This is a genomic window from Shewanella sp. AC34-MNA-CIBAN-0136 (assembly GCF_040309945.1).
In the GTDB taxonomy this organism is placed as follows: Bacteria; Pseudomonadota; Gammaproteobacteria; order Enterobacterales; family Shewanellaceae; genus Shewanella.
In genome coordinates, this window is sequence record NZ_JBEOPJ010000003.1 from 104,090 (window position 1) to 127,645 (window position 23,556).

At 42.7% G+C, this 23,556-nt stretch carries 22 protein-coding genes; 9 read left to right on the forward strand and 13 right to left on the reverse strand.

Translation table 11 applies throughout. From position 1 onward, the window contains the following. Positions 1–172: 172 nt before the first annotated feature. Both AAEY94_RS03835 and AAEY94_RS03840 read left to right on the forward strand, forming a co-directional pair. The gene (locus AAEY94_RS03835) at positions 173–436 is read left to right on the forward strand and encodes a hypothetical protein (RefSeq protein WP_101084891.1); all 264 of its coding nucleotides are present in this window, start codon (positions 173–175) and stop codon (positions 434–436) included. Beyond that, positions 433–696 carry a hypothetical protein gene (locus tag AAEY94_RS03840; protein ID WP_059745864.1) on the forward strand — a complete coding sequence of 88 codons (264 nt, stop codon included), beginning with the start codon at positions 433–435 and terminating at the stop codon, positions 694–696. Before AAEY94_RS03835 ends, AAEY94_RS03840 begins: the two co-directional genes overlap by 4 nt. Positions 697–785: 89 nt before the next feature. Here AAEY94_RS03840 and AAEY94_RS03845 read toward each other — a convergent pair whose 3' ends face one another. The 6 genes from AAEY94_RS03845 to AAEY94_RS03870 form a co-directional block, all read right to left on the reverse strand. Next, a complete protein-coding gene (locus tag AAEY94_RS03845) occupies positions 786–3,920 on the reverse strand; it encodes an efflux RND transporter permease subunit (protein ID WP_350977361.1) in 3,135 nt (1,044 codons plus the stop codon). 11 nt (positions 3,921–3,931) lie between these two features. Next, positions 3,932–5,440 (reverse strand): efflux RND transporter periplasmic adaptor subunit, encoded by a 1,509-nt coding sequence (locus tag AAEY94_RS03850; protein WP_101085353.1) that lies wholly within the window; start codon positions 5,438–5,440, stop codon positions 3,932–3,934. Between the two features lie 95 nt (positions 5,441–5,535). Next, a complete protein-coding gene (locus AAEY94_RS03855; protein ID WP_502959380.1) occupies positions 5,536–5,853 on the reverse strand; it encodes a heavy metal-binding domain-containing protein in 318 nt (105 codons plus the stop codon). 105 nt (positions 5,854–5,958) lie between these two features. Continuing rightward, on the reverse strand, positions 5,959–6,405 hold the full coding sequence (locus AAEY94_RS03860) for a CopL family metal-binding regulatory protein (RefSeq protein WP_335692076.1): 447 nt from the start codon (positions 6,403–6,405) through the stop codon (positions 5,959–5,961). Positions 6,406–6,588: 183 nt separating this feature from the next. Then, positions 6,589–7,314: a PepSY-associated transmembrane domain-containing protein gene (locus AAEY94_RS03865; RefSeq protein WP_350977365.1), complete on the reverse strand. Its 726-nt coding sequence runs from the start codon at positions 7,312–7,314 to the stop codon at positions 6,589–6,591. Continuing rightward, a complete protein-coding gene (locus AAEY94_RS03870) occupies positions 7,314–8,072 on the reverse strand; it encodes a PepSY domain-containing protein (protein ID WP_350977367.1) in 759 nt (252 codons plus the stop codon). Before AAEY94_RS03870 ends, AAEY94_RS03865 begins: the two co-directional genes overlap by 1 nt. A gap of 721 nt (positions 8,073–8,793) precedes the next feature. Between AAEY94_RS03870 and AAEY94_RS03875 the strand changes: the two genes are divergently transcribed. Next, positions 8,794–9,357, forward strand: coding sequence for a NapC/NirT family cytochrome c (locus tag AAEY94_RS03875; protein ID WP_162022081.1), 564 nt, complete (start codon positions 8,794–8,796; stop codon positions 9,355–9,357). Positions 9,358–9,438: 81 nt separating this feature from the next. Here the strand turns inward: AAEY94_RS03875 and AAEY94_RS03880 are convergent, their stop codons facing one another. Together AAEY94_RS03880 and rsmD are read right to left on the reverse strand one after the other, a co-directional pair. Further along, entirely contained in the window at positions 9,439–9,738 is a 300-nt protein-coding gene (locus AAEY94_RS03880; RefSeq protein ID WP_101084897.1) for a DUF1145 domain-containing protein, read from the reverse strand. Positions 9,739–9,742: 4 nt separating this feature from the next. After that, positions 9,743–10,342, reverse strand: coding sequence for a 16S rRNA (guanine(966)-N(2))-methyltransferase RsmD (gene rsmD / locus AAEY94_RS03885; RefSeq protein WP_182743353.1), 600 nt, complete (start codon positions 10,340–10,342; stop codon positions 9,743–9,745). Positions 10,343–10,523: 181 nt separating this feature from the next. Between rsmD and ftsY the strand changes: the two genes are divergently transcribed. The 4 genes from ftsY (at position 10,524) to rpoH (ending at position 15,074) form a co-directional block, all read left to right on the forward strand. Next, positions 10,524–12,317 (forward strand): signal recognition particle-docking protein FtsY, encoded by a 1,794-nt coding sequence (gene ftsY / locus AAEY94_RS03890; RefSeq protein ID WP_350977372.1) that lies wholly within the window; start codon positions 10,524–10,526, stop codon positions 12,315–12,317. 3 nt (positions 12,318–12,320) lie between these two features. Then, positions 12,321–13,010, forward strand: a complete 690-nt coding sequence (gene ftsE / locus AAEY94_RS03895; protein ID WP_101084900.1) for a cell division ATP-binding protein FtsE — start codon at positions 12,321–12,323, stop codon at positions 13,008–13,010. Beyond that, a complete protein-coding gene (gene ftsX / locus AAEY94_RS03900) occupies positions 13,007–13,972 on the forward strand; it encodes a permease-like cell division protein FtsX (RefSeq protein WP_101084901.1) in 966 nt (321 codons plus the stop codon). The genes ftsE and ftsX overlap by 4 nt, the downstream gene beginning before the upstream one ends. 244 nt (positions 13,973–14,216) lie before the next feature. Next, positions 14,217–15,074: an RNA polymerase sigma factor RpoH gene (rpoH, locus tag AAEY94_RS03905; protein WP_011635768.1), complete on the forward strand. Its 858-nt coding sequence runs from the start codon at positions 14,217–14,219 to the stop codon at positions 15,072–15,074. Positions 15,075–15,330: 256 nt separating this feature from the next. Here the strand turns inward: rpoH and menE are convergent, their stop codons facing one another. From menE to menD, 4 genes are read right to left on the reverse strand one after another with little or no spacing between them, the layout of a single operon-like run. Then, positions 15,331–16,923, reverse strand: a complete 1,593-nt coding sequence (menE, locus tag AAEY94_RS03910; protein ID WP_101084902.1) for an o-succinylbenzoate--CoA ligase — start codon at positions 16,921–16,923, stop codon at positions 15,331–15,333. After that, positions 16,923–18,017, reverse strand: coding sequence for an o-succinylbenzoate synthase (gene menC, locus AAEY94_RS03915; RefSeq protein WP_350977378.1), 1,095 nt, complete (start codon positions 18,015–18,017; stop codon positions 16,923–16,925). The genes menE and menC overlap by 1 nt, the downstream gene beginning before the upstream one ends. Positions 18,018–18,019: 2 nt before the next feature. Continuing rightward, the gene (gene menH / locus AAEY94_RS03920) at positions 18,020–18,850 is read right to left on the reverse strand and encodes a 2-succinyl-6-hydroxy-2,4-cyclohexadiene-1-carboxylate synthase (protein ID WP_350977380.1); all 831 of its coding nucleotides are present in this window, start codon (positions 18,848–18,850) and stop codon (positions 18,020–18,022) included. Next, on the reverse strand, positions 18,832–20,571 hold the full coding sequence (gene menD / locus AAEY94_RS03925) for a 2-succinyl-5-enolpyruvyl-6-hydroxy-3-cyclohexene-1-carboxylic-acid synthase (RefSeq protein WP_350977383.1): 1,740 nt from the start codon (positions 20,569–20,571) through the stop codon (positions 18,832–18,834). The genes menH and menD overlap by 19 nt, the downstream gene beginning before the upstream one ends. A 220-nt stretch (positions 20,572–20,791) precedes the next feature. Here menD and AAEY94_RS03930 point away from each other — a divergent pair, with 220 nt between their 5' ends. After that, complete coding sequence (locus AAEY94_RS03930; protein WP_101084906.1) at positions 20,792–21,625, forward strand: HDOD domain-containing protein; 834 nt, start codon at positions 20,792–20,794, stop codon at positions 21,623–21,625. Positions 21,626–21,667: 42 nt separating this feature from the next. On the opposite strand, the gene AAEY94_RS03935 is transcribed toward AAEY94_RS03930, so the two are convergent. Further along, a complete protein-coding gene (locus AAEY94_RS03935) occupies positions 21,668–22,096 on the reverse strand; it encodes an Lrp/AsnC family transcriptional regulator (RefSeq protein ID WP_101084907.1) in 429 nt (142 codons plus the stop codon). A gap of 173 nt (positions 22,097–22,269) precedes the next feature. Between AAEY94_RS03935 and yjeH the strand changes: the two genes are divergently transcribed. Then, positions 22,270–23,553, forward strand: a complete 1,284-nt coding sequence (gene yjeH / locus AAEY94_RS03940) for an L-methionine/branched-chain amino acid transporter (protein WP_101084908.1) — start codon at positions 22,270–22,272, stop codon at positions 23,551–23,553. The last annotated feature ends 3 nt before the right edge of the window (positions 23,554–23,556 follow it).

A 23,556-nucleotide genomic window follows, 5' to 3' on the forward strand; every position in this document is an offset into this window, starting at 1 on the left:
TTCTATTCGCAGTGTTGCTGATTGAAGCTAGAGTATCGTTTAATGTAGAGTGCCGATTTAACATAGAGTGGCGATTGAACCTTGATTATTAAGTAATGTCATAGTGAGTTGTTAGTAAAATGTTATTATCAGTTGTTGGTAAGAGTTAGTGTATTTAACCAAGGATGAGTGAATGACACCGGAAAACACCCAAATCACATTAGCCAGTATTCATCGCAGTATGTTGTTAGTGGCACTGATCGATTTTCCTGGCACGATATTATTTGGTCTTGGGCTCTACGGTATCCTTGTAGGGTTTGACCAAGATTTCTTGCCTATGTTAGCCAACCCTTTGATCATCATTATTATGTTGATTATCGGTGCGATTATTATGCTATGGGGGATTATCCGCATGATGCTGCTTGCGCGTCAAAAACAAGGAATATTACAACAATGAAAAAACGGATAATCCAATTAAGCTTGTTATCTAGCTTAGTGATACTCACGGGATGCCGTGGTACCGATATCATCAATATTGGTAATAGTGGCAATGCAGATGACAATAAAAATGACACAGATTACATGATACTGAATGTCCCTAGGGCTATTTTAGCCAGCGATCCATGCAAATATGGGCATCCTGACGATATTGCGGCTTGCCGTAAAAAGAAACAAGATGAAGCCGACCAACTTAATGAGTCACTTAAGCGTAAATAACGCTGTGATTAGCACATAAAAAATCCCAAACGATTAATCGTTTGGGATTTTTTATTTATAGAGATAAAAAGTAAATAAATTTAAGTGAATTATTGCTTGGGCAACTTGCGGCCGTATATGAGTAAGTAAATTGCTGGGATAACAAATAGCGACAGTAGCGGCGCCGTGACCATACCGCCGACCATAGGTGCAGCAATTTTTTGCATCACTTCATTACCCGTACCGCTGCCCCACATGATCGGCAGTAAACCAAAAAAGATGGTTGCGACGGTCATGGCTTTAGGGCGAATTCGCATCACTGCACCTTCCACTAATGCAGCCGTTAAATCCGCTTTACTGTGGTAGTTGTCGGCTTCTTTATAGGCCTTAATACTATTATTAAGGTACACCTGCATCACCACGCCAAACTCTGCGGCAACCCCAGCTAAGGCAATCATGCCGACAGATACGGCAACTGAAAAATTAAAGTCCAGCCCATAAAGTAGCCATGCACTACCCACCAATGAGAAAGGTAAACTTAACATGATCACCGATGCTTGTATTACTGAATTGAAAGTCATCATCAGCAACATAAAAATCACCGCGATCATTAATGGGATCACCATTTTCATTTTGGCGTCTACGCGTTGCATATACTCGTATTGTCCAGCAAAACTATAGTTGTAGCGTGGAGGAAGGGTAATTTGTTGCTTAAGCGCCTTTTCTGCTGCAACGATATATTCACCGATAGAAATGTCTTTTAGATCGACAAACACCCACGAGATAAGGCGACCATTTTCACTGGCTAGCATGGGGGCACCATCGGTGATTTTCAGTTCGGCTAAATAACTTAACGGTAAGTACTTACCCGTTTTAGTCAGTACCGGTAAATTTCTGAGCTTCTCGATGTTGTCACGTAACTCTCGCGGGTAACGGATATTGATTGGATAGCGTTCTTGACCTTGTATTGATTCACCAACGGTCATGCCGCCAATGGCAATTTTTACCACATCTTGGATATCTTTTAAGGTCATGCCATAACGTGCAGCATTTTTAAGGTCTGGTGTGATATCAATATAGCGGCCGCCGCTACTGCGCTGTGAAAATGCCGACTCAGTTCCCGGTAATTGGTTTACTACCGCTTCTATTTCTGCACCAATACGTTGTAGTTCTTCAACATTTGCGCCCGATATTTTTATGCCGACAGGGGTTCTCACGCCGGTAGATAGCATATCGATACGGGTTTTAATCGGTTGCACCCAAGCATTGGTCATCCCTGGTATACGCACGGTTTTTTGCAGTTCAGCAATAATGCTCTCTAAGGTTACGCCTTCACGCCATTCGCCAGGCGGTTTGAGCATTATGGTGGTTTCTAGCATTGTTAGCGGCGCAGGGTCTGTTGCTGTCATGGCCCGGCCCACTTTGCCAAATACTCGTTTCACTTCGGGTACTGTTTTTATCAGTCGGTCAGTTTGTTGCAATATTTCTGCTGCTTTGCCTGCACTTACACTGGGTAGCGTGGTGGGCATATAAAGTAGGTCACCTTCTTCTAAGGTGGGCATAAACTCTGAGCCCATTTGGCTTAATGGGTAGTAAGCACTGAATAGCACAATGATGGCTAATCCGATGGTGATTTTAGGAAAATGCAGTACCCATTTTAACAATGGTTGGTATATGGCAATTAATACTCGGCTAATGGGGTTCTTACGCTCATCAGGGATTTTTCCGCGGACAAAATAACCCATTAACACCGGAATTAAGGTGATTGCTAAAATGGCAGATGCCGCCATAGCAAAGGTTTTGGTAAAGGCTAGCGGGTGGAATAAACGCCCTTCTTGCGCTTCAAGGGCAAATACCGGCGTAAAGCTTAAAGTGATAATCAACAAGCTGAAAAATAATGCAGGGCCGACCTCGATAGAGGCTTCTCTGACGAGTTGCCAATGGTCTTCTCCCTCAGGAGCTTTACCGTGTTTTTGGCGATAATGTTCCAAATGTTTATGGGTATTTTCGACCATCACAATTGACGCATCAACCACCGCTCCTATGGCAATGGCAATGCCGCCTAAGCTCATAATATTGGCATTGACACCAATGATATTCATGGCGATAAAGCTGACTAAAATCGAAATAGGTAAGGTAATTATCGCGACTAACGTTGAGCGGGCATGCAGTAAAAATAGTAGGCAAATAAGTCCGACAACCAGCATTTCTTCTAGCACTTTATGCTTAAGGTTATCGACTGAGCGTAAGATTAAATCAGAGCGATCATAAGTGGTGACTAATTCGACCCCATCAGGTAATCCATTACTGATCTCTTTGAGTTTTTGCTTAACATTATTAATGGTTTCAAGAGCATTTTCACCATAGCGCATCACCACAATACCGCCGACAACTTCGCCTTTACCATCGAGTTCGGCAATACCACGACGCGCCGCTGGGCCGGTTCGTAGTTGGGCAACGTCTTTCATTAATACCGGCGTACCAGTTTCCGATAAAATGCCCAGTGGGATTTCAGCAAAGTCGGCAATGGTTTGGCGATAACCACTTGAAGTGATCATGTATTCTGCTTCGGCCATTTCAATCACCGAGCCGCCTGTCGAGCTATTGGAATTATCTAAGGCGTTTTTAATGGTCATTAAGTCGATTTTATACAGTGCTAGCTTATGTGGGTCGACGACCACTTGATATGTTTGTTCCATACCGCCAACGGTGGCAACTTCTGATACTCCGGCAACACTTTGTAATTCTAGTTTTAAAAACCAATCTTGTAATGAACGCAGTTGGGCTAAATCATACTGTCCATTGCGATCGACTAAGGCATATTGGAAAATCCAACCCACTCCCGATGCATCTGGGCCAATACTGGGTGTGACACCCGCTGGCAGTTGGTCTTGTGTTTGCGATAAATATTCAAGCACCCGTGAACGCGCCCAATAGATATCGGTGCCATCTTCAAAAATGACATACACAAACGAGTCACCAAACATTGAAAAGCCACGTACTGTTTTGGCTCCTGGCACGGCCAGCATGGCCGATGACAATGGATAGGTAATTTGGTCTTCAACTAATTGCGGTGCCTGGCCTGGGTAAGAGGTTTTTACAATAACTTGTACGTCTGATAAATCAGGTAGCGCGTCCAGTGGGGTCATGCGCATGGCTTGATAACCCACTAACGCGATAACGGCCGTGAGTATCAACACCATAACGCGTTGCTTTATTGAAGCACTGATAATTTTTGCTAACATTGTAGTGCTCCTTAGTGCTGGTGAGCATCGGTAGTGGTTGATTCTTTGGTCGTTGGCGCATTACTTAAACGCTGTAAACTGCCTTGAATACTGGCTTCTGAGTCCAATAAGAACTGCCCTGAAATAACCACTTTGTCATGTTCATTCAGTCCTTCTAAGATTTCGGCTCTACCGTCTGCCATCATACCAATTTTGACTGGCACGGAAGCAAAGCTGGTATCACTGCGTTGCACCACCACACGGTTTTCACGTCCGGTAAGGATCAGTGCTTCAGTTGGTACCGTGAGCACATTATTCTTAGGCAGACCAAATAAGGTCACATCAACTAAACTGCCTGGTCTGAGTTTGTCGTTATGATTGTTAAGCTTGATCCGCACCCGCATCGCTCGGGTGACAGGGTCTAATTCTGGGTAGATATAGTCAATTGTCGAGTCAATATCAAACAGCCCTTGTGCTGCAGCGCTAACAGTGACTTTACGGCCTTGTTGTAGCCAGCTTTGTTCATTTTCAAATACATCAGCAATGACCCATACACTGTCTAAATTAACGATTTCAAACAAGGTATCTCCAGGCTGAATATACATGCCATCACGCACGGTTAGCTTACTGATAAAGCCATCTTGTGGGGCATAAAAAGGCACTTTAAAAATGGTTTCGCCGGTTTTTTCTAAACGATCAATTATCGAGGTATCGACGCCAAGCAACTCTAAGCGTTTACGTGCTTTAAGTAATAAACTGCTACCTCGTTTTTTATCTTGCAAAAGGTAGTCTTGAGCTTGGGAATAGTCGTCTTGGGCATTGACGAGTTCGGGCGAGTAAAGCTCATATAAAAGTTGGCCCTTTTTTATCTGTTGTCCCACGTTATGTACCGTGAGCGTTTCGATCCATCCGGTTGCGCGTGTATGTACATGGCCAATCGCATTTTCATTATATTGCACTGTGCCTATGGTATTCACTTGGCGCGACAAACTGGTTTTTTCAACTACATGGCTTCGCATACCCAAAGCTTGTTGCATCCCGCCAGAAACACCGACAACAATTTCTTGGCTTGCATCGGTAACAGTGACTTTCTCTAGATTCATCCCGCAAATAGGGCAGGTACCAGGAGCATCGGACACTACATGTGGATGCATTGGACAGACATATTTTACATTGGTGCTATCGCTCTGATTTGCTGTCGGCATTAATGTAGGTTTAGGTTGGCTAAATACCTTATCTGCTTGGCTTTGTTTTACAGGAGTCGCACTTTGCATGTTTGCCATTGGATCTTGAGTGCCGTCAACGGTGGACTCTTCTTCCTCCTCTTTGACGACGAGAAACATATTACAGATGGGGCAGGTTCCCTCTTTATCACTGATCACTTCAGGGTGCATCGGGCAAGTATAGGTTTTACTGGCTTGTGACTGATGCTGGGCATGATCGTGCTCTGCGCCATAAGCGACAGGTGATGTGAAAGCCGCGGGGATCATTACCCCAACAAACGCGCCTAATAGCACACTAGAAAGTGGGAATTTTTTCATAACAACCTCGATATTCATCATGACAATACTGAAGATTGCCATGATGATAAACGCTAAAAACAATAATGTTGAATGTGCTCAACACTCAAGAATGATCAATTAAACTTGTCTGCTAGGCTTGGTTCTTTTTGAATAGCGCCATGCATGTTAGCCATTGGATGTTGAGTGTCGCCAGCACTGGACTCTTGTTGCTCATCTTTGACGACGAGAAACATATTACAGACGGGACAGGTTCCCTCTTTATCGCTGATCACTTCAGGGTGCATCGGGCAGGTATAGGTTTTAGTGGCTTGCGACTGATGCTGGGCATGATCGTGCTCTGCACCATAAGCAACCGTTGATGTGAGAGCTGCGGGGATGATGACCCCAACGAATGCACTTAATAGCACATTAAAAAATGGCAATTTTTTCATAATAACCTCGATATTCATCATGACAATACTGATAACCGGCATGATGATAAACGCTAAAAAACAATAGTATTGAATGTGCTTAACGCACAAGAATGATCAATTGAATTAAGCGATAGGAGGGCGGAACGCAGGAGGGAATGCGATTGACACATGGTTAACAACCATCGCAAGCGGTGCAGAGTAAACGGGAATATTGGTCGTTGCCAATGGAATATCAATTAGGTTGGCGGTAAACGAAATAGTCAAACAGTGGTTACAATCTAAGCTGCAAAATCCTGAACCATTACAACAGCTGGTTTGCGGTAACTTTGCGGCAATAGGTTCATCCATATCATTGACGATATTTTGCATATTATCGTGGCAATTCTTCATTGCCTTATGCGACATGGCTGATGTGGTGTTGGTTGTTTTGTCGGTTTGAGCGGACATTGCTTGAGCCATTTCTGCATGGGCCATTGGCACCATCAAACTGTCATTAGTCAGCAACCCCTGTCCGACAAGTGCGAACAAAGTGATTACGATGATCCAATAGTTTGACTGCTTTGCTCTCATTTAGCCTTAACCAAGTCGTTTATTAGGGGTTAGCTTAACAGACCTTTACTTAAGTAAAAATCTTTCAAGTAATAACAGATTAAATTTATTAATCTGAAAATGATGATAACGCTTTTATGATCAGTATCGTGTGATACACATTCCATTTCATTAATTTAGGGTCAACTTACGTTTAAATCGCCATTATTTGCGCTTTAGTTTGGGCCGATACCTGTTGCGCTTAAGCATATCAATCACCCAAATCAATCCACTAAAGGTTAACCATAACGTTATAAACGCAAAAATCTTGATAGGGATGTTATTAAAGCTGCCTTCACTGGTGTAATCCATAAAGTGCAGCATAAAAAATATATCGGCTAAACGTGTATGTTCATCACTGTGGCCGACGAGTCGACCCGACTGTGCTTCAATATAAACACTGGTGCCAATGTTATCAGCAAAGTTTATCTGCCAAGTGTCATTGCGCTGTTTTGGAAAGTCGTCCAATGGCGGAGTGAGTAAGAGAGTTGAACTTATTATAGCCTCTCCAGAGTAAGATGCTTTGGCCAACCGTTGCGCCATTGTGGTATTAATTATTACTTGGTTACCGTCATAAGCATCAACCAAGGTGTAGTCATTGTTAAGATGATTGTATAAGCCTTTTTCATGGGTTAATAGGTAGTAAGGTTTATCTAATAAAGTAATAATGTTAAGCGATACGCTAGGTTTAAAGGCGGCCACAATAGTACTAGGTTCACGCAAACGATGAGTCTCTATTACCACTTCAGTGTGAGTGTCGTTAAGGTGGGTAAGTCCTTGGGCTTTATTGTGATCCATAAGATTAAAATACAGCCCGCTGATTAACCAAAGGAGTAACTGAACCCCTACAATGACTGATGCCCATTTATGCAGTTTTCTGACCCAAAACATTAAGCAACCCCACTGTGTTTACGCTTGCTGAACATAGGTTTGCGTTTGTTTTTAGTACGACATAATACCCTGAAATACACTAATATTAACCCGCTAACGGTAGCTAAAGTTGAGAACAACGCTATCCAGAATAATAATTGATTATCGATTTCTTCAGCATCGCCATAATCCATCACATGAAAACGAAACACCCAGTCGAATAAACGCCAAAATGCATGGCGCTTGCCTACTAATAATCCACTGTCAGCTGAGATATAAAGTGATGGTGCGGAAAAGTGGTCGAAATTAATTCGCCACGCCGGTAAGTGACGAGTACTGAGTTCAAAAGGTGGGTTATCGGTCAGTAAACTCACTTCGGTAATGGGCTCATTACCAAGGTAATAATATTGCGCTAATGCTATGGCTGCCGTTTGATTAAGTGGCGATAAACGTTCACCTGTTTGCGCATTTAGCAGTACCTGCTGAGTCGATTTTATGGTCGTATTTATGGTCGGGATAGAGAAGCGGTATACGTCTTGTTGCATCAGTTTACCGACACTTATTTGCTCTGCTTCAGGATAAGTTTGTAACAGTTTTGCCAATGAATACTGCATTTTATCGGGATTGATTTTTGTTTGGGGGTTACTGATGAGCGAATCCCCATGAATATAGTCAATATGCATAAACACCATATATGTTCCAGTTACTGACCAAATCACAAACTGTAGCCCGAGAAACAGCATCAACCATTTATGGAGTGTTCTTGCGGTTTTATGCATTCAAATTAACCTTATTATTTTTATTATTGGTTTAGTTAGAAAGGTGTTTTAGGCTAGTAAATCAAGCTATAAATGACCATCGAGATACCATTATCTGTTAAGTGACTCATAGTTTGCAGCAATTTATGTTAATCGTGAAGTTAAAGAAGAGCTGTCAACGGACGCCAATAGCATTACTAGCACTAATAGCATCACTAGCTGCAATTAGTGGCTAACAATGCGATGCCTGCAATGGAGTCGCATCACATTCAACATTAGTCGTCAGCGCTAACGCCGAATCAATTAGCGGGCCGTGAGTGATTATTTCGCTAATATTTGGCAGGAGATAAATGTTATCTCCTGCTTTTATCAAAGAAGATACATTTATCTACCACCGCTGTTGTTAATTTTTGCTCTTCAGTGTTGTTAGCCACTAGTGAAGGGTGAAGGCAAATACTTAAATTCAAAATCAAATTTAAAATCAAAAACAAATTTGGACACTGACAAGTTCACTCTTTTACTCAACGTTATCTTTATTGGCCACTTCGTTGACCTGATCCAGTAATTGATCATTATTTCGGTACGGCATGTGCAAAAGTCGAGATCTAGCTCGCATTTTAGACATATTTTAGATAAACAATTCTCAAAATGGCGACTAAAATCAATTTTATAATTTCGAATAATCCTAAACTAGACTTATAAATATTAGAAATTCCTTTTTTGCTATTACGGAGATTGAACAATGAACTGGCGTGCACTATTTAAACCAAGCGCGAAGTACTCGATTATTGCCCTTATTGTGGTTGGTGTAATTGTGGGTGTCGTAGGTTATTTCGCAACACAACAAACTTTACATGCAACAAGTAGCGATGCTTTTTGTATGACATGTCACCGTGACCACTCGTTAAGAGAAGAGGTTATGGCGTCAGCCCATGGTGGTGGTAGAGCAGGTGTCACAGTACAATGTCAAGATTGTCACTTACCACATGGCCCATTTGATTATTTAGTTAAAAAAATCATTGTTTCTAAGGACATTATTGGCTTGATGACCATTGATGGCTTTATGACGCAAGAATGGTTAGATGAAAACCGTAAAGAACAAGCTGATTTAGCATTAGAATACTTCCGCAGTAATGATTCGGCTAACTGTCAGCATTGCCACACTCGTATTTATGAAGATCAGCCTGATACGATGAAGAAAATGGCCGTAAGAATGCACAGTATGAACTTTAAAAAAGCACCAGAAGACAGAAAGACCTGTGTCGATTGTCATAAAGGTGTCGCGCATCCTTACCCTAAAAAGTAATGTGCCGATGTTGTTAACTAAAAAACCTCGTTAAATAACGAGGTTTTTTTATGCCAATGTCTCAGATAATCGTCATTTTTATTATTTGTTGCTGCGGTTAACAAGCGGGCTAGCGTACTGTGAATGATGTTGCTCAAATAGTGCAAATACTCCCCACAGCAAAATCGCCCGATAATGTGCCGCAGGTATACTGTTTCGGAAATTTTTTAAGCGTGTGAGTAGCACAAATAACATGTGCATTGCCGCGGTGATAAAGGCAAACGTATTAATAAACAGCGATACATCAGGGCTGAAAATAAACAAGCCGTAAGCCACCAAACACCACATCGACAAAGTGGCCGTTTTACCAATTAGTATAATATCGTGTATTGATATAGGCATTAACTTAATCGGCCGATAATTCGGTATTGTTCGGCTGATATTGGTACAGTCGATAACATACTTGACCTGCCTTTTTTTCTTTTAAGGCAACCCAGGTTGCTGGCACATTGACTGAGGTTAATTCTGATTCGGTTTCGAGATAAATTTGTGCATTGGGGTTTAACCATTGATGTTGCATCAATAACTCAATGGTTTTGTTTACTAAATCTTTACGAAATGGTGGATCGATAAACACAATATCAAAACCACTGGGTGTGCCTTTAGCAAGCACTTGTAAACTGTCGGCATTAATAACCTGTGCATTTTGACATTGCAGGGTGGCAAGGTTTTGTTTCAACTGATTAGCAGCATTTTTTTGCAGTTCAATTATGGTAGCAAAACTGGCATAACGGGATAAAGCTTCAAGGCATAAAGCACCGCTGCCGGCAAAGCAATCGAGTACTCTGGCACCACGGATATCGTTGGCAAGCCAATTAAATAAGGTCTCGCGGACGCGATCAGTTGTTGGGCGTAAACCTTCAAGATCATGGATCGGTAGCTTACGAGATCGCCATTGACCTGAAATAATCCGCACCTGACCGCTGCTGGTATTTTTTTTAGCCATCTCACCCTCGTGATTTTGCCTGAACAAAGAAAATAGAAAGTGGTAGACTATGCCACAATCTGAACCGCCGTTATTTTATATCAAACTTGTGATTAAATGTGAGTATTCATCATTTTACTGGTGAGAGATGCAACAAACGGCTTCAACTGAATTTTTAAGCATATAAATACTGGTAGCAAACATGGCAAAGAAAGGTTTTTTTTCCTGGTTTCGTAAAGATAAGCCCGTCCCTGAAGTTGAAGAACAGCAGCAACTCGATGTTGATGCGGAGAATGAAGTTGTAACAGAGACTGCAGAGCAACCTCAACAAGCTGAGCAGCTAGAGCAAACTGAAGCAACAGCGCGCCTAGACGTTGAACGTCTTGAGCAAGAACGTCTTGAAACTGAGCTTGCAGAACAAGCCCGTATCGACGCTGAGCGTATTGCTGCGGATAAGTTGGCTGCTGATGTTTTAACCTCAGAAAAGCTCGCCGCAGAAAAGCTAGCTACTGAGCAGGCAGAGCAACAAAAGCTAGCACTAGAGACTGAACGTTTAGAAGCTGAACGTGTTGAACAACTTCGTCTTGAACAGCTTGATCTAGAAAATAAGCGTCTTGAGCAAGAGCGTGTCGACAGTGAACGAGTAGAACAAGCCCGTATCGATGCTGAGCGTATTGCTGCAGAAAAGCTAGCCACTGAGCAGGCAGAGCAACAAAAGCAAGCACAAGAAATTCAGCGTTTAGAAACTGAACGCTTAGAAGCCGAACGTGTTGAACAACTGCGTCTGGAACAGCTTCATCTAGAAACGAAGCGTCTTGAGCAAGAGCGTATCGACAATGAACGAGCAGAACAAGCCCGTGTCGATGCTGAACGTATTGCTGCAGAAACGTTAGCAGCTGAAGCCTTAGCAACCGAAGCTTTAGCTACAGAACTAGCCGCACAGCAATTAGCAGAGCAGCAATTAGCAGAACAACAGGCTGCCGAGCAACAAGTAGCCGAGCAACAAGCACCGATAGAGTCTATTGAGTTAGCACAACAAGATGAACCGCAAGCTAAACCACAAAAAGAGGGTATGTTTGCCCGCTTAAAGCGTGGCTTAATGCGCACCAGCGAGAATATTGGTTCTGGTTTCATTGGCTTATTCCTCGGTAAAAAAATTAATGATGAGTTATTTGAAGAACTCGAAGAACAATTGTTAATCGCTGATGTGGGTGTCGAAACCACCAATAAATTAATTAAAAGCCTGACCGAGCATGCATCACGTAAGCAACTTAAAGATGCAGAAGCACTTTATGATTTAATGCGTGAAGAAATGCAAAAAATGCTCGATCCGGTAGCCATTCCTTTAGTTCCCGATAACGCCAATGGCCCGTTTGTCATTCTTATGATTGGTGTCAATGGTGTGGGTAAAACCACCACAATTGGTAAACTGGCTAAACAGTACCAAAGCCAGGGTAAATCTGTCATGTTAGCAGCCGGTGATACCTTCCGCGCAGCAGCCGTTGAGCAGTTACAAGTGTGGGGACAACGCAATAATATTCCGGTCGTGGCCCAACATACTGGCGCAGACAGTGCTTCAGTCATATTTGATGCCTTGCAAGCCGCTAAAGCGCGTAAAGTAGACGTATTAATTGCTGATACAGCAGGACGTTTGCAAAACAAAAGTCACTTAATGGAAGAGTTGAAGAAGGTCGTGCGAGTGATGAAAAAACTCGACCCAGATTCGCCCCATGAAGTCATGCTAACGTTAGATGCCAGCACTGGCCAGAATGCTATTAGCCAAGCACAGTTGTTTAAAGAGGCGGTTGGCGTGACGGGGATTACCATCAGTAAATTAGATGGTACCGCCAAAGGTGGGGTGATTTTTGCGATTGCCGATAAGTTTTCTATTCCTATTCGTCATATTGGTGTCGGTGAGCAAATTGATGATTTGCGTACTTTTAACTCCAATGACTTTATTGAAGCATTATTTAGCCAGGATAAAACGGACCAATAATTTATGATCCAATTTGAGCAGGTCAGTAAAATCTATGCTGGAGGCCAAAAGGCCCTTATGGATGTCAACTTTCACCTTCGACAAGGTGAAATGGCTTTTTTAACCGGCCATTCTGGTGCGGGTAAAAGTACCTTGCTCAAACTTATTACGGTTATTGAACGTGCTACGGCAGGTAAGGTGTCTATTAATGGGCATAACATTGCCAATGTAGGGCCAAAACATGTGCCCTATTTACGTCGCAATATTGGGGTGATCTTCCAAAATCATCACTTGTTGATGGATAAAACCGTATTTGACAATATTGCCTTGCCGTTAGTGATCGAAGGTTTCACCCATGGCGAAATTCGTAAGCGTGTTGCTGGCGCACTCGACATGGTGGGTTTATATGGCAAAGAACGGCATTTGCCGATAATGCTGTCGGGTGGTGAACAACAACGAGTCGGCATTGCCCGCGCTATTGTTAACAAGCCACCACTGCTGTTGGCCGATGAACCTACGGGTAACTTAGACCCAAAATTATCGATGGATATTTTACGCTTATTCGAAGCCTTTAATGACTCGGGTACTAGCGTGCTAATTGCCACCCATGATTTAGGCCTTATTGCGCGCATGAAATATCGCACTTTTACTCTGCGTGAAGGACGTATGCTCGGTGGAGAACGTTCTACTGCTGGTGGGGAGACAATACGATGAGTAAAAAAGTGAATATTACTCAGAGTAAATTACCTTTAAGCGGTCGTATTGTGATGTTTTTTATTCGCCATGTGCAACAAGGCATGTCGAGTATGGGAGAACTTTGGCGCAGCCCTGTTTCATCCATTATGACCATGGCAGTATTGGGCGTGAGTTTAAGTTTACCGGCGGCATTGCAGGTACTGGTAAAAAATGCTGAAAACATCACTCAATCTTGGAACAGTGCCGCTGAAATTTCGTTATTTATTAATAAAGGCCGCAGTGAGCAATCCATTCAAAGTTTGTTGTCGCGTATCAAAGCATTCCGCGAGGTTGAATCGGTCACTTATATTAGTCGCGATCAAGCATTAGAAGAGTTTCAACGCTTATCTGGTTTTGGTGAGGCGTTGTCATATTTAGATGAAAACCCACTACCTGCAGTCGTTACGGTAACGCCTTCGCTTAAGTATTCTAGTCCCACAGGGGCGCGTGAGTTACTGGTAAAATTAGAACGTGAATCCGAAGTTAACTTTGGTCGTTTAGATATTGAATGGTTAGAGCGTCTGCAGGCATTACTTAAATTACTTGAAAAAACGGTGTTGGCCATTGCTGCCTTGCTGGTTCTTGCGGTGGTATTAGTTATTGGCAATACCATTCGGCTTGCGATTATGAACCGTCGAACCGAAATTGAAGTGATGAAGCTAGTGGGTGCAACCGAAGCCTTTATTCAACGTCCGTTTTTATATACTGGAATTTGGTATGGGGTCATCGGTGGCATTTTGGCTTGGCTCATTATTAATGTGTTAGTGTGGTATCTCGATGGTGCCTTAGCAGAGTTACTGGGATTATATGGCAGTGAATTAACCATCCAGTCATTAACATTTTCAGAGTTGATTAAACTGGTGTTATTGGCATCATTCTTAGGCTGGTTTGGCTCATATTTATCTGTACGACAACACTTACGTAGCATTGAACCGTCATAATTGCAGGCGTATAATGAAGCTTAAGCCTTAATAATGAACGTTTGTTCACTTGCATTGCGATAGCCTTGCGGTAAAAATGTTCATCTAGTAGAACCTTATTTGACATATGATGTCATATAGTTGATAGTTTATCGGCTAAATCGAGTTAGCTCTCTTGTGTTGTGAACCAAGAGACCTTATTCATCGTACAGAATCATCGTACCGAGTTAGCTGAAATATATTTTTGAATGTAGTAGGAGAGCGAATGACTTATCAAACGCAATCAATGGCGCTGGCGGTTCCGCACAATGCTAGTAGCCTAGAAGCGTACATCCAGTCTGTGACCAGCATCAATATGCTGGACGCCGATACAGAGTACGACATCGCCAAGCGTTTACAAGAAAATGGCGACCTACAAGCGGCAAAGCAATTAATTATGTCGCATCTTCGTTTTGTTGTGCATGTTGCGAAAGGTTATTCAGGATACGGTTTACCACAGGCAGATCTTATTCAAGAAGGTAACATTGGCTTGATGAAAGCGGTTAAACGCTTCGATCCCGATGTTGGTGTTCGCCTTGTGTCTTTTGCGGTGCATTGGATTAAAGCTGAAATTCATGAATACGTGTTGAAAAACTGGCGTATCGTGAAAGTAGCGACCACGAAAGCACAGCGTAAATTATTCTTTAATATTCGTAAGTCTAAAAAGCGTTTAGGTTGGTTTAGTGACGCTGAAGTGACCATGGTTGCAGAGAATTTAGGTGTATCGAAAGCTGATGTGACCGAAATGGAATCACGGATGGCAGCCCAAGATCCGGCCTTCGACTTAACCAATGACAGCGATGACGATCATCATGATTTTGCCCCAGCATTATATTTAGAAGATCATTCTTCAGATGTGGCGGATCAGGTTGAGCATGCCAATTGGGAAGCAGACTCTCAAACACGTTTATTATCGGCCATTAAAACCTTAGACGAACGTAGTCAGCATATATTACGTGCGCGTTGGTTAGATGATACTAAAGTGACTTTGCAGGAACTTGCATCGACTTATGAAGTCTCTGCTGAGCGAATCAGACAGTTAGAAAAGAATGCCATGAACAAGCTTAAATCTTGTATGGAGTAACACTCCAGCGTATTCGATTTTGATAGATTAAAACCTGCTACGGCAGGTTTTTTTATGGCTGGAATTTGATAATTTGATAATTTGGCTGCGAAGCTTTATCAGCATTAATTGATGTTGAACTGAGATCAATCCAATGTAGACCCATTCACTTTAGAGTTAGCCAGTGTCGTATAGGCAAATTTCGAATAAGCGAATTTAGTGCCATCAAATAGGCCGAAGCCACCGATGGTTAAGCGTTGTTGAGCAATCAATATTATTATGGTGCTATTTTTGCTGCGTCTATCTGGGTTTGAATGGCGTTGATGATGCTTTTTCTTGGCACTTTTAAACCACTGGTGACGACGTCTTTTGGCCAACCAAAAAATTGTCTAGGCCGCTTGAAACGCGCCAGTGTTGATTCAACTAACTGACTCAGCTGCAGGTTAATGTTGTCGACATCAATGGCTCTTAAATCAACAGTCTTTAAGTCAACAGCCTCCATGTTAACGGTCTCGAAATCAACTGGATTGGCATTAACGGTTTCGAGTTCAATTGCATTAGTACTATTGTCTGCGACACAATAATCAATAATGGCAGCAGGTAAGTGGCCAAAAATTGTATCGTCTAGGGCAAATACAATCGCTTGCGCGACATTGGGATGAGTTAATAATACTGCTTCAAGTTGTTCTGGATGAATGTTCTCACCGCCACAAATAAACATGTTATCCATGCGGCCTAAAATACTCAGTTGTCCCTCTGGATCTAACAGTCCTTTGTCGTGGGTACAAAACCAACCTTGATCATCTAATGGCAAGCTTAACCCCTGGTCGGTTAAATAGCCTAAAAATAAACACTCACCTTTTACCCAAATCACCCCGTCTTTCAACCTCAGTTGTCTTGAAGGCAAAGGACAACCATGATGGCCTAATAAATTGGCTTTAGCGGTGGTAATTTGCGAGCTCATCTCTGTCATACCATAGCTGGTGTAAGCATTAATGTGCAGGTGTTGTAGTGCATCAATAAGAGCCGGTTCTATGGCTCCGCCACCCAACAGTAATGCGCTTACATTGGTAAACGCCGCGGGATGTTGCTGGAGTATCTGTATCGCCTGGGTTGGCACTAATGACACATGGGTGATATGGCTACTTGTTAGCTGTTCGGCCAGTGTCAATGCGGGATCTCGCAATACAATGCAGGCTCCAGCCAAAGTGCAACGATGAATAATGGCCAACCCACCAATATGAAACAGTGGTAACGATAATAGCCAAGCGTCAGACGGCGCTAAAGCAATAAACGTTGCAGCCCCTTTGGCGCTGCTCAAATGGTTAGTTAAGCAATGTACCGCAGCTTTGGGTGTTCCACTTGAACCAGATGTGAGAATAATATTGGAAGCTTGATGTGGTGATACCTCAACAGCTTGGTTGCTTAGTTGATCTACTTTTTGAGGCAGTTCAATATCGAGCCAGTAGGCAATCTCAATTGCGGTTTTTCTGCTGACGTTATCGGTCCATAACCATTGGAGATCAAAGCGTTTGATAAGCTGATTAATCTGCACATCAGCCAATCGAGGTGACAAAGGTAAAAATATCCATCCCGCATCAATGCATGCCCAATATAGGCAAATCATGTCAATATTATTGTGTGACACACAAGCTACAATATCGCCATGCTTAACACCTTGTGATTGCAATTGTTGCACTACGCAGTGAACTAAACCACTTAACTGAGCATAACTGACGCGAGTCGTGGGGCAAGTATTGTTGCAAGTCTTATTACCAGTAGTGATGCTCGGATTGACGGCTTTATGGCTACTTTCAATAGCAATAGCATCTGGATGATTTAATGCTGCTTGATGCAAAGGTGACATCATTATATATCAGCCTCGCCTGAGTCTTGTGGTTGGCCGATGTGAGTCAGTAATTGCAACACTTGATGATTTAGCCGTGGAGATAACCCAGAGGTGGCTAACAGCAAGGTTTTGCCAAAGGCGCTTAATGTATCAAGGCCTGGTGGTTCATCTGGTGTTAGTGCCTGGCTCACTATGCGTAAGTCGCTGATACCGAGGTCAGCTTCTAAGCTTGAACTTACTATACCGCGCACACCAGCAAGATGAGCTTGGCTAATCATGTTTTGCAATTTTTCCAGCGAACCCAATAACATGGGTTTGATAATTAATGCGCCTAAGCCGGGTTGTTGTAATGCTAAATCGAGATCAAATTGAGATGAATTTAATGACTCATCTAAAGCATATTTTATTCCTAATTGCCGGTGTATTTGGGCATTATCACTGGGGTTAATACATGGCTCTTCAATGTATTCAATTTTGTGTTTTGGTAAACACGCTAAAAAGTCGATAGCCTGTTCAAGACTAAAACCACGATTAGCATCTAAGCGTAATGTTACGTGAGGTGCGATTGCCAGCACTTGATAAATAAATTGGATTTCGCTTTCCATACTGGTTTGAGCGACTTTAATTTTTACGCTGTTGATGCTGGTCAGTGTCTGTAACTTTTGAGTAATAACGTGTGCTGACATTCCATCGTAAAGTAATGGCACCACAGCTAACTGAGTCTGTGGATTTTCGATGCGAACAGGCAATCGATGGGTTAGTTTTGCATCCAATAAGCTCAATGAGAATGCCAATGATGGCAGCGACATCTGTTCGGCAATATTGGCTAAAATCGCTAAGGGTTGATCGATCAAACTCGGTAATATTGACAACAGTTGTGATGTCACCTCATCAAGCGACTCTTGGCTAAACCCTGTTATTGGTTGGCTATCAATATCGATGCCTGATAATGGGGCAATTTCAACCCAAGCCACTTGTTGATTATTGAGCTGGATAGCAAGCACTAACCCTTTACGAAAATCAATTCGTTGTATGCCTACAGGTAAACTAGGGTTGAGCTCAATTTGATATTGATACAGAGTACAGCTGGTTATCGTTGAGTTATCTGATGACATTGTTACTCCTTTGGATCCGTTAACGGATCTAAGCACAATAACCCCAGTAAGGTGTCGGTAAACAATTGAGGATGCAGGCTGTGAATATTATGTCCTGCGGCGTGCAAAGGATGTAACTGCAAAGTGCCTAAACCAGACTCTGCCAGTGTCGCCTGCCAATCTATAGCCACCTGAGCAAATTTTTTGTCATCAACCCCATACATAAAATGACATGGACACGTTAGCGACTCAAGTACAGTGCGGCAGTCTTGCTGCAAACTAAGAGACGTTGTTATGTAACAATTGGCTAAGCGTTGTGGATCATTGCTGCGGCGTATTGCAATAAGTTGCTGCTTTTGAGATTGACGCAAGTCATTAAAAACCGCTTGTTGATACCAAAGACTGAGAAAGTCCGCTATGGGCATATGCTGGAGTTTTTTCGCCCAGATACTATCGCTTTTAGCTCGCGCGGCTTGTTGCTGAGCATCTTGCAAGCCAGGATGAGCGGATTCGAGCGTTAAGCTCAAGAGCGAATCAGCATAATCATCTGCAATATGCAGCGCTATTCGTCCGCCGAGTGAGTAACCCAATACATGAAACTGCATATAACCCATGCTATGCATTTTACTCACAATAAGCTCTGCCGTTTGGTGTAATCCCGGTGAGTTTAAAGTGTCTACGTTAGTGCCATGGCCTGGTAAATCAATGCAAATACAATGAAAATATTGGCTTAAACGTGGCATTAAAATAGACCAGTCGTCTTTACTACCCAAAAAACCATGCAGCATTAATAATGCTGGTAATTGTGGTTGGCCAAAGCGACGGATCATTACCATTAGTGTTGTTTCACCCATTGACTGATTTGTGCTATTTGGTCGCTGGCTTGAGTTGGGCTGACATTGACTTCAATCACTGAGGCACAATTAAACTCAAAGGCTTCTTGATACGCTTGATTAAACGACTCAATATCATCTGCTTGTCGATAGGCTAAACCAAACATAGCAGCGCCATAACCAAACTCTAAACCGTGGCTTAATCGATAAAAATCATTGCGCAGGCTTTCATTGGGTACAGGTAATAGATTAAAAATATTACCGCCATCATTATTAATAATAACCAGCACAAATGGTTGAGTCATTTGTTTTAACAGTGCCAGAGAATTGAAATCATGCAAACAGGATAGGTCGCCCATCACTAGGGTTGTAGGTGCATTTTTGTCTGCGGCTACGCCACAAGCGGTTGCAATTAATCCATCAATGCCCGATGCCCCTCGGTTGGTATAAATTGCCGGTGTATTGGTGGCAATTGGTGCGTACATATCGTAGAGCCTGATAGGTAAACTATTACCGATAAACAGTATATGTTGATCTGTTTGAGCCAATGCTATGGCACGCACAACTTGGGCTTCACCAAAGGTTGTATTGTCGATTTGTTGTTTAAACAGCGACTCCAATGACTCATTTAGCGGTAATAATTGTAATGCCCAGTTGGCTTGTGATGAGCGTGGCCAAGGTAATTGGCATACCGCTTGAACATTTGCCTGATAAAATTCTTTAGATTGATGGCTCGGGTCTAAACGATCGCCGTATTTACCTACATGCCAGTAGCTATGCCAAGGTTGTTGGGCAATATATTGAAGTAAACGTTTAGAAATAAAACGCCCACCAAAGACTAATATCCGCTCAGCTTGCTCGAGTTGTTTGTTGGCTTTCGGGTTTAATAATAACTGGTCAACGTGGCCTATTACGCCTGGATGCTGACGCAATTGTGATTGTGCATCAACTAATACTGGCCAGCCAAGCTTTTGTGCTAACGCGACGATTTGCTGTGGATTATCTTCAGGAGCTAAGGTACCAACCACGATCACCCCTTTACCGTGAACAAAGCGCATTAAGGTGTCTGTAGTGGGTAACTCAGCAGTCGTTAGGCTAGCATAGCGCGTCAGTGGTTTAGTGTTTTCAAACCACTGGTTTAATGGTGCAAGATAGGTTGCAGTTGTAAAGCTCGCGGTTTTTTTTACGTGAGCCAATGTCACCAATTCTGTTGGGTATAGCGGCTCACGGTACATACAGTTTATGTGAACCGGCTGGTGTTGGTTAGCTACAGCATGATCGATAGTACTCAATAATGCATTAGCCGGATAACCAAGATCAGGCGTTGGTAAGTTAACTTGTTTAGCATATTGAGCAAAAATAGCGGGCTGAATAATCGCTTGATTCGCACCACAATCAATCAGCTCTGGTGGTCTGTCACCAGATAAAATAATCAGCGGCACATGGGTTAACCACGCCTCAACAATGGCTGGATAAAGATTGGCCACGGCGGTGCCTGAAGTGGTAATGATGGCGACTGGCGCATTGCTGGCTTTTGCCAATCCAAGGGCCATAAACCCTAAACCACGCTCGTCAAAATGAATATGACGAGTGAGCTGGGTTTGACTAGCAGCGGCCAATGTTAGCGGAGTTGAGCGAGAACCTGGTGCCATACACACATGCTTAACCCCTAAGCGTGCAAGCTCTTCCAAGATCAATTGACCCCATAACAAATTCATATCGGCGCTGGTCTGTTGTTGCATATTGGCTCATATTACAAATAAATAAACGAATATTAGTGTAACGCCAAGTTAGCGTTATATCTAAGATTTAGCGCAGATTTTTATCCAAAATCTGCGAAATAAGTTGTTAAGGCTACAATCAAATATCAGCCTCATCCTCTCTTGCTTTATTTATGTTGTGCTAATGTTATTAATATGATTTATTTATTGTATTAAAAATAATAACAAGGACTCTCGGAATATGGAATCTGCTGCATTATTAAAAAGAGTTGATGAGTTACCTCGCTTACCCAAAGCGGTTAGTGAATTGTTAGATGCGGTTAATAATGAAAATACCACCGTAAAGAGTATTGCAGCCAAAGTGGCTCAAGATCCTCTTATTAGCGCTAGAGTATTGAGGTTAGCTAATTCAGCTCATTTTGGTCGCAGTCGTGAAGTGGGTTCTATTGACGAAGCTGTGATTCGATTAGGTATGCAAACGTTGCGGACGTTAGTGATTGCTTCTGCGGTTATTGGTGCAATTCCTAATGCAGAAGGGATTGATCTCGCCCAATTCTGGGGTGAGACTTTTGAAGTCGCCCTGTATTCACAAGAAGTAGCCAAACGTTGTGGCGTTGCACCAGATGAAGCTTTTACGTGCGCAATTTTACACAATATTGGTGATTTACTGATTGCCGTTGTTGAGCCTTCGGTCGCAGCACAAATCAGAGCCGCTGTCGCTGAAGGGGCAGATAAGCAACAGCTTGAAACGAGCTTATTAGGTTTCGACTCACCTTCTGTTGGTGCTCTATTAGCTAAAGCGTGGAAATTTACTCCTTCATTAGTGCAAGGGATCGAGCATCAACGCGCACCGCTTAATGCCAAGCCGGTTTCTAAGCTGGCTGCCGTTATCTATTTGTCGCACGAGGTGTTTGAACATTGGGATGATCAACGAGATGACGAATCTTTTACCGCTTGGTTGGCAGATATAACTAACCACAAAGCGGGCATTATTAAAATGGATATGGCTGGGCTAGCCGAGAAGCTCATCGAGTTAAGAGGTAAAGGGTTAGAAATAGGTAAGCAATTAGCCTAGTCAAGGCACTTAACCATTGAGCTCTGTTTATACAGAGCTTTTTTATGCTTGGTTGTTTATCCATTCGCTCATGACTACATGGGTTTTAATTTTGACGATGTCAGCTTGAGCATCAATAAATTCGCGAATTTCATGTAATCGTTGCATAGAATTGGCATGCACATAAACCAATAAATCCATGTCGCCGGTAATGCCTTGGCAAGTTATCACTTCCGGTATGGTGGTGAAAATATGGATGACTTCGGCGCAACGGGCGCAACGATGCTGAATTTCAAAGTATGCCGACACGCCTTGTTTTTGCGACTCACTCAGTAAAACCTGATAGCCACGGATAACACCCGTTTGTTCTAATTTCTTAATTCGCTCGGTGACAGCACTGCGCGATAAATTCACTTGCTCAGCAATAAACGAAATACTCTGTCGAGCATTGTGGCGTAATTCGTTTATAATCGCTTTATCAAATTTATCCAATGATTTATATCCCGATAATTGTGTGTCACACCTACATACTGTCATTATGACGGAAAGTTGCTTTTTATCCGTCATATTGTCGGTTTAGCAAAGCAAATTGAGCTCATTAACCCGCAGAATGTTTTACTGTTTGGCCTTATAATATCGCAATATATCACAGTAAGAATAAGATAATGAATCAAATGACCGCAACAATAGGACGCTGGCAAGGCGCTGGCTTAATGGCCACCACATTGCTAGGCACTGGGGTATTTATTTTACCGCAAATGACCATAGAGGTAGCGGGCTCAGGTTCGCTATTAGCATGGTTGTTATTAACGGTAGCCATTATCCCAGTCGCATTAGTATTTGGTTTGTTAGCGAGTCGATTCCCGCATGCAGCGGGTCCAGCTTACTTTATTGAAAAAGCATTTGGTGCTACAGCAGGCCGAACAATTGGGCTGATTTTTTTATTAGTGATCCCCATTGGTGCACCTGCTGCAATTTTAATGACCTTTCAATTTTTAGAAGCATTAATATCGATTTCTGGGCTAGGTCAATTAGTCGCAGAGTTATTGATTGTGGCTGTGTTATTGCTGCTGAATATTAAAGGTATTCAGGTGTCGGCAAAATTACAGTTTGCGTTAACCTTGTTGATTGTATCGGTAGTCGCAATATTATTTGGTGCCAGCGGGTTAAATGTCGATCAGCTACAAACCTTTGCGCATGGCAGTCATCCGCAGTTTAGTGGGGTGATGCTAGCAATGGGTATTGGTTTTTGGAGTTTTCTAGGCATTGAGGCCATGACACATCTTGCCAGCGACTTTCGCCAACCCGAAAAAGATTTGCTGCCTGCAATGATGATGGGCACCGTATTAGTGGGTGTTATTTATTTAGCCTGTACTTTTTTATTGCTAATGGTACCAACCGAGGGTGACGGCTTAGCGATGATATCGGCATTTGATTATTTGTTATCAAACACCTTTTTGGGTGGATATGGCGCGTATATCATCGGAGTATTGGGCATCGCTAGCGGGTTAGCAACAGTGAATGTGTATGCTGCTAGTGCCGCGCGTTTATTGTGGAGCTTCAGTAAAGAAGGCATTTTACCGCGCTATTTTGATAAATTAAACCCACACGGTGTGCCCTTTAGAGCCTTGTTTGCCATTTTGGGGGCTATGGCGGTGGTGATCATCGTGACCTTTTATAGCACTCAAGAATTAGAAGACTTAATCGCTTGGAGTAATGGCGTGTTTGTGATTATTTACTTATTGGCGATGTTGTCTGCAGCTAAGTTACTCAGCAAGCGGTATCTACCATTAGTGATTGCAGGTTGTTTGTTTTGTGTTGGTTTGGGCATCGCGCTTGGCAGTAATATGATTTACGCCATTGTATTGGTGTTGGTTATCGCCCCTTTTATGTGGTGGCAAAAAGCTCATCTTACGCGTAAGTATTTACTCAATAATAGCCAAGGCTAATTG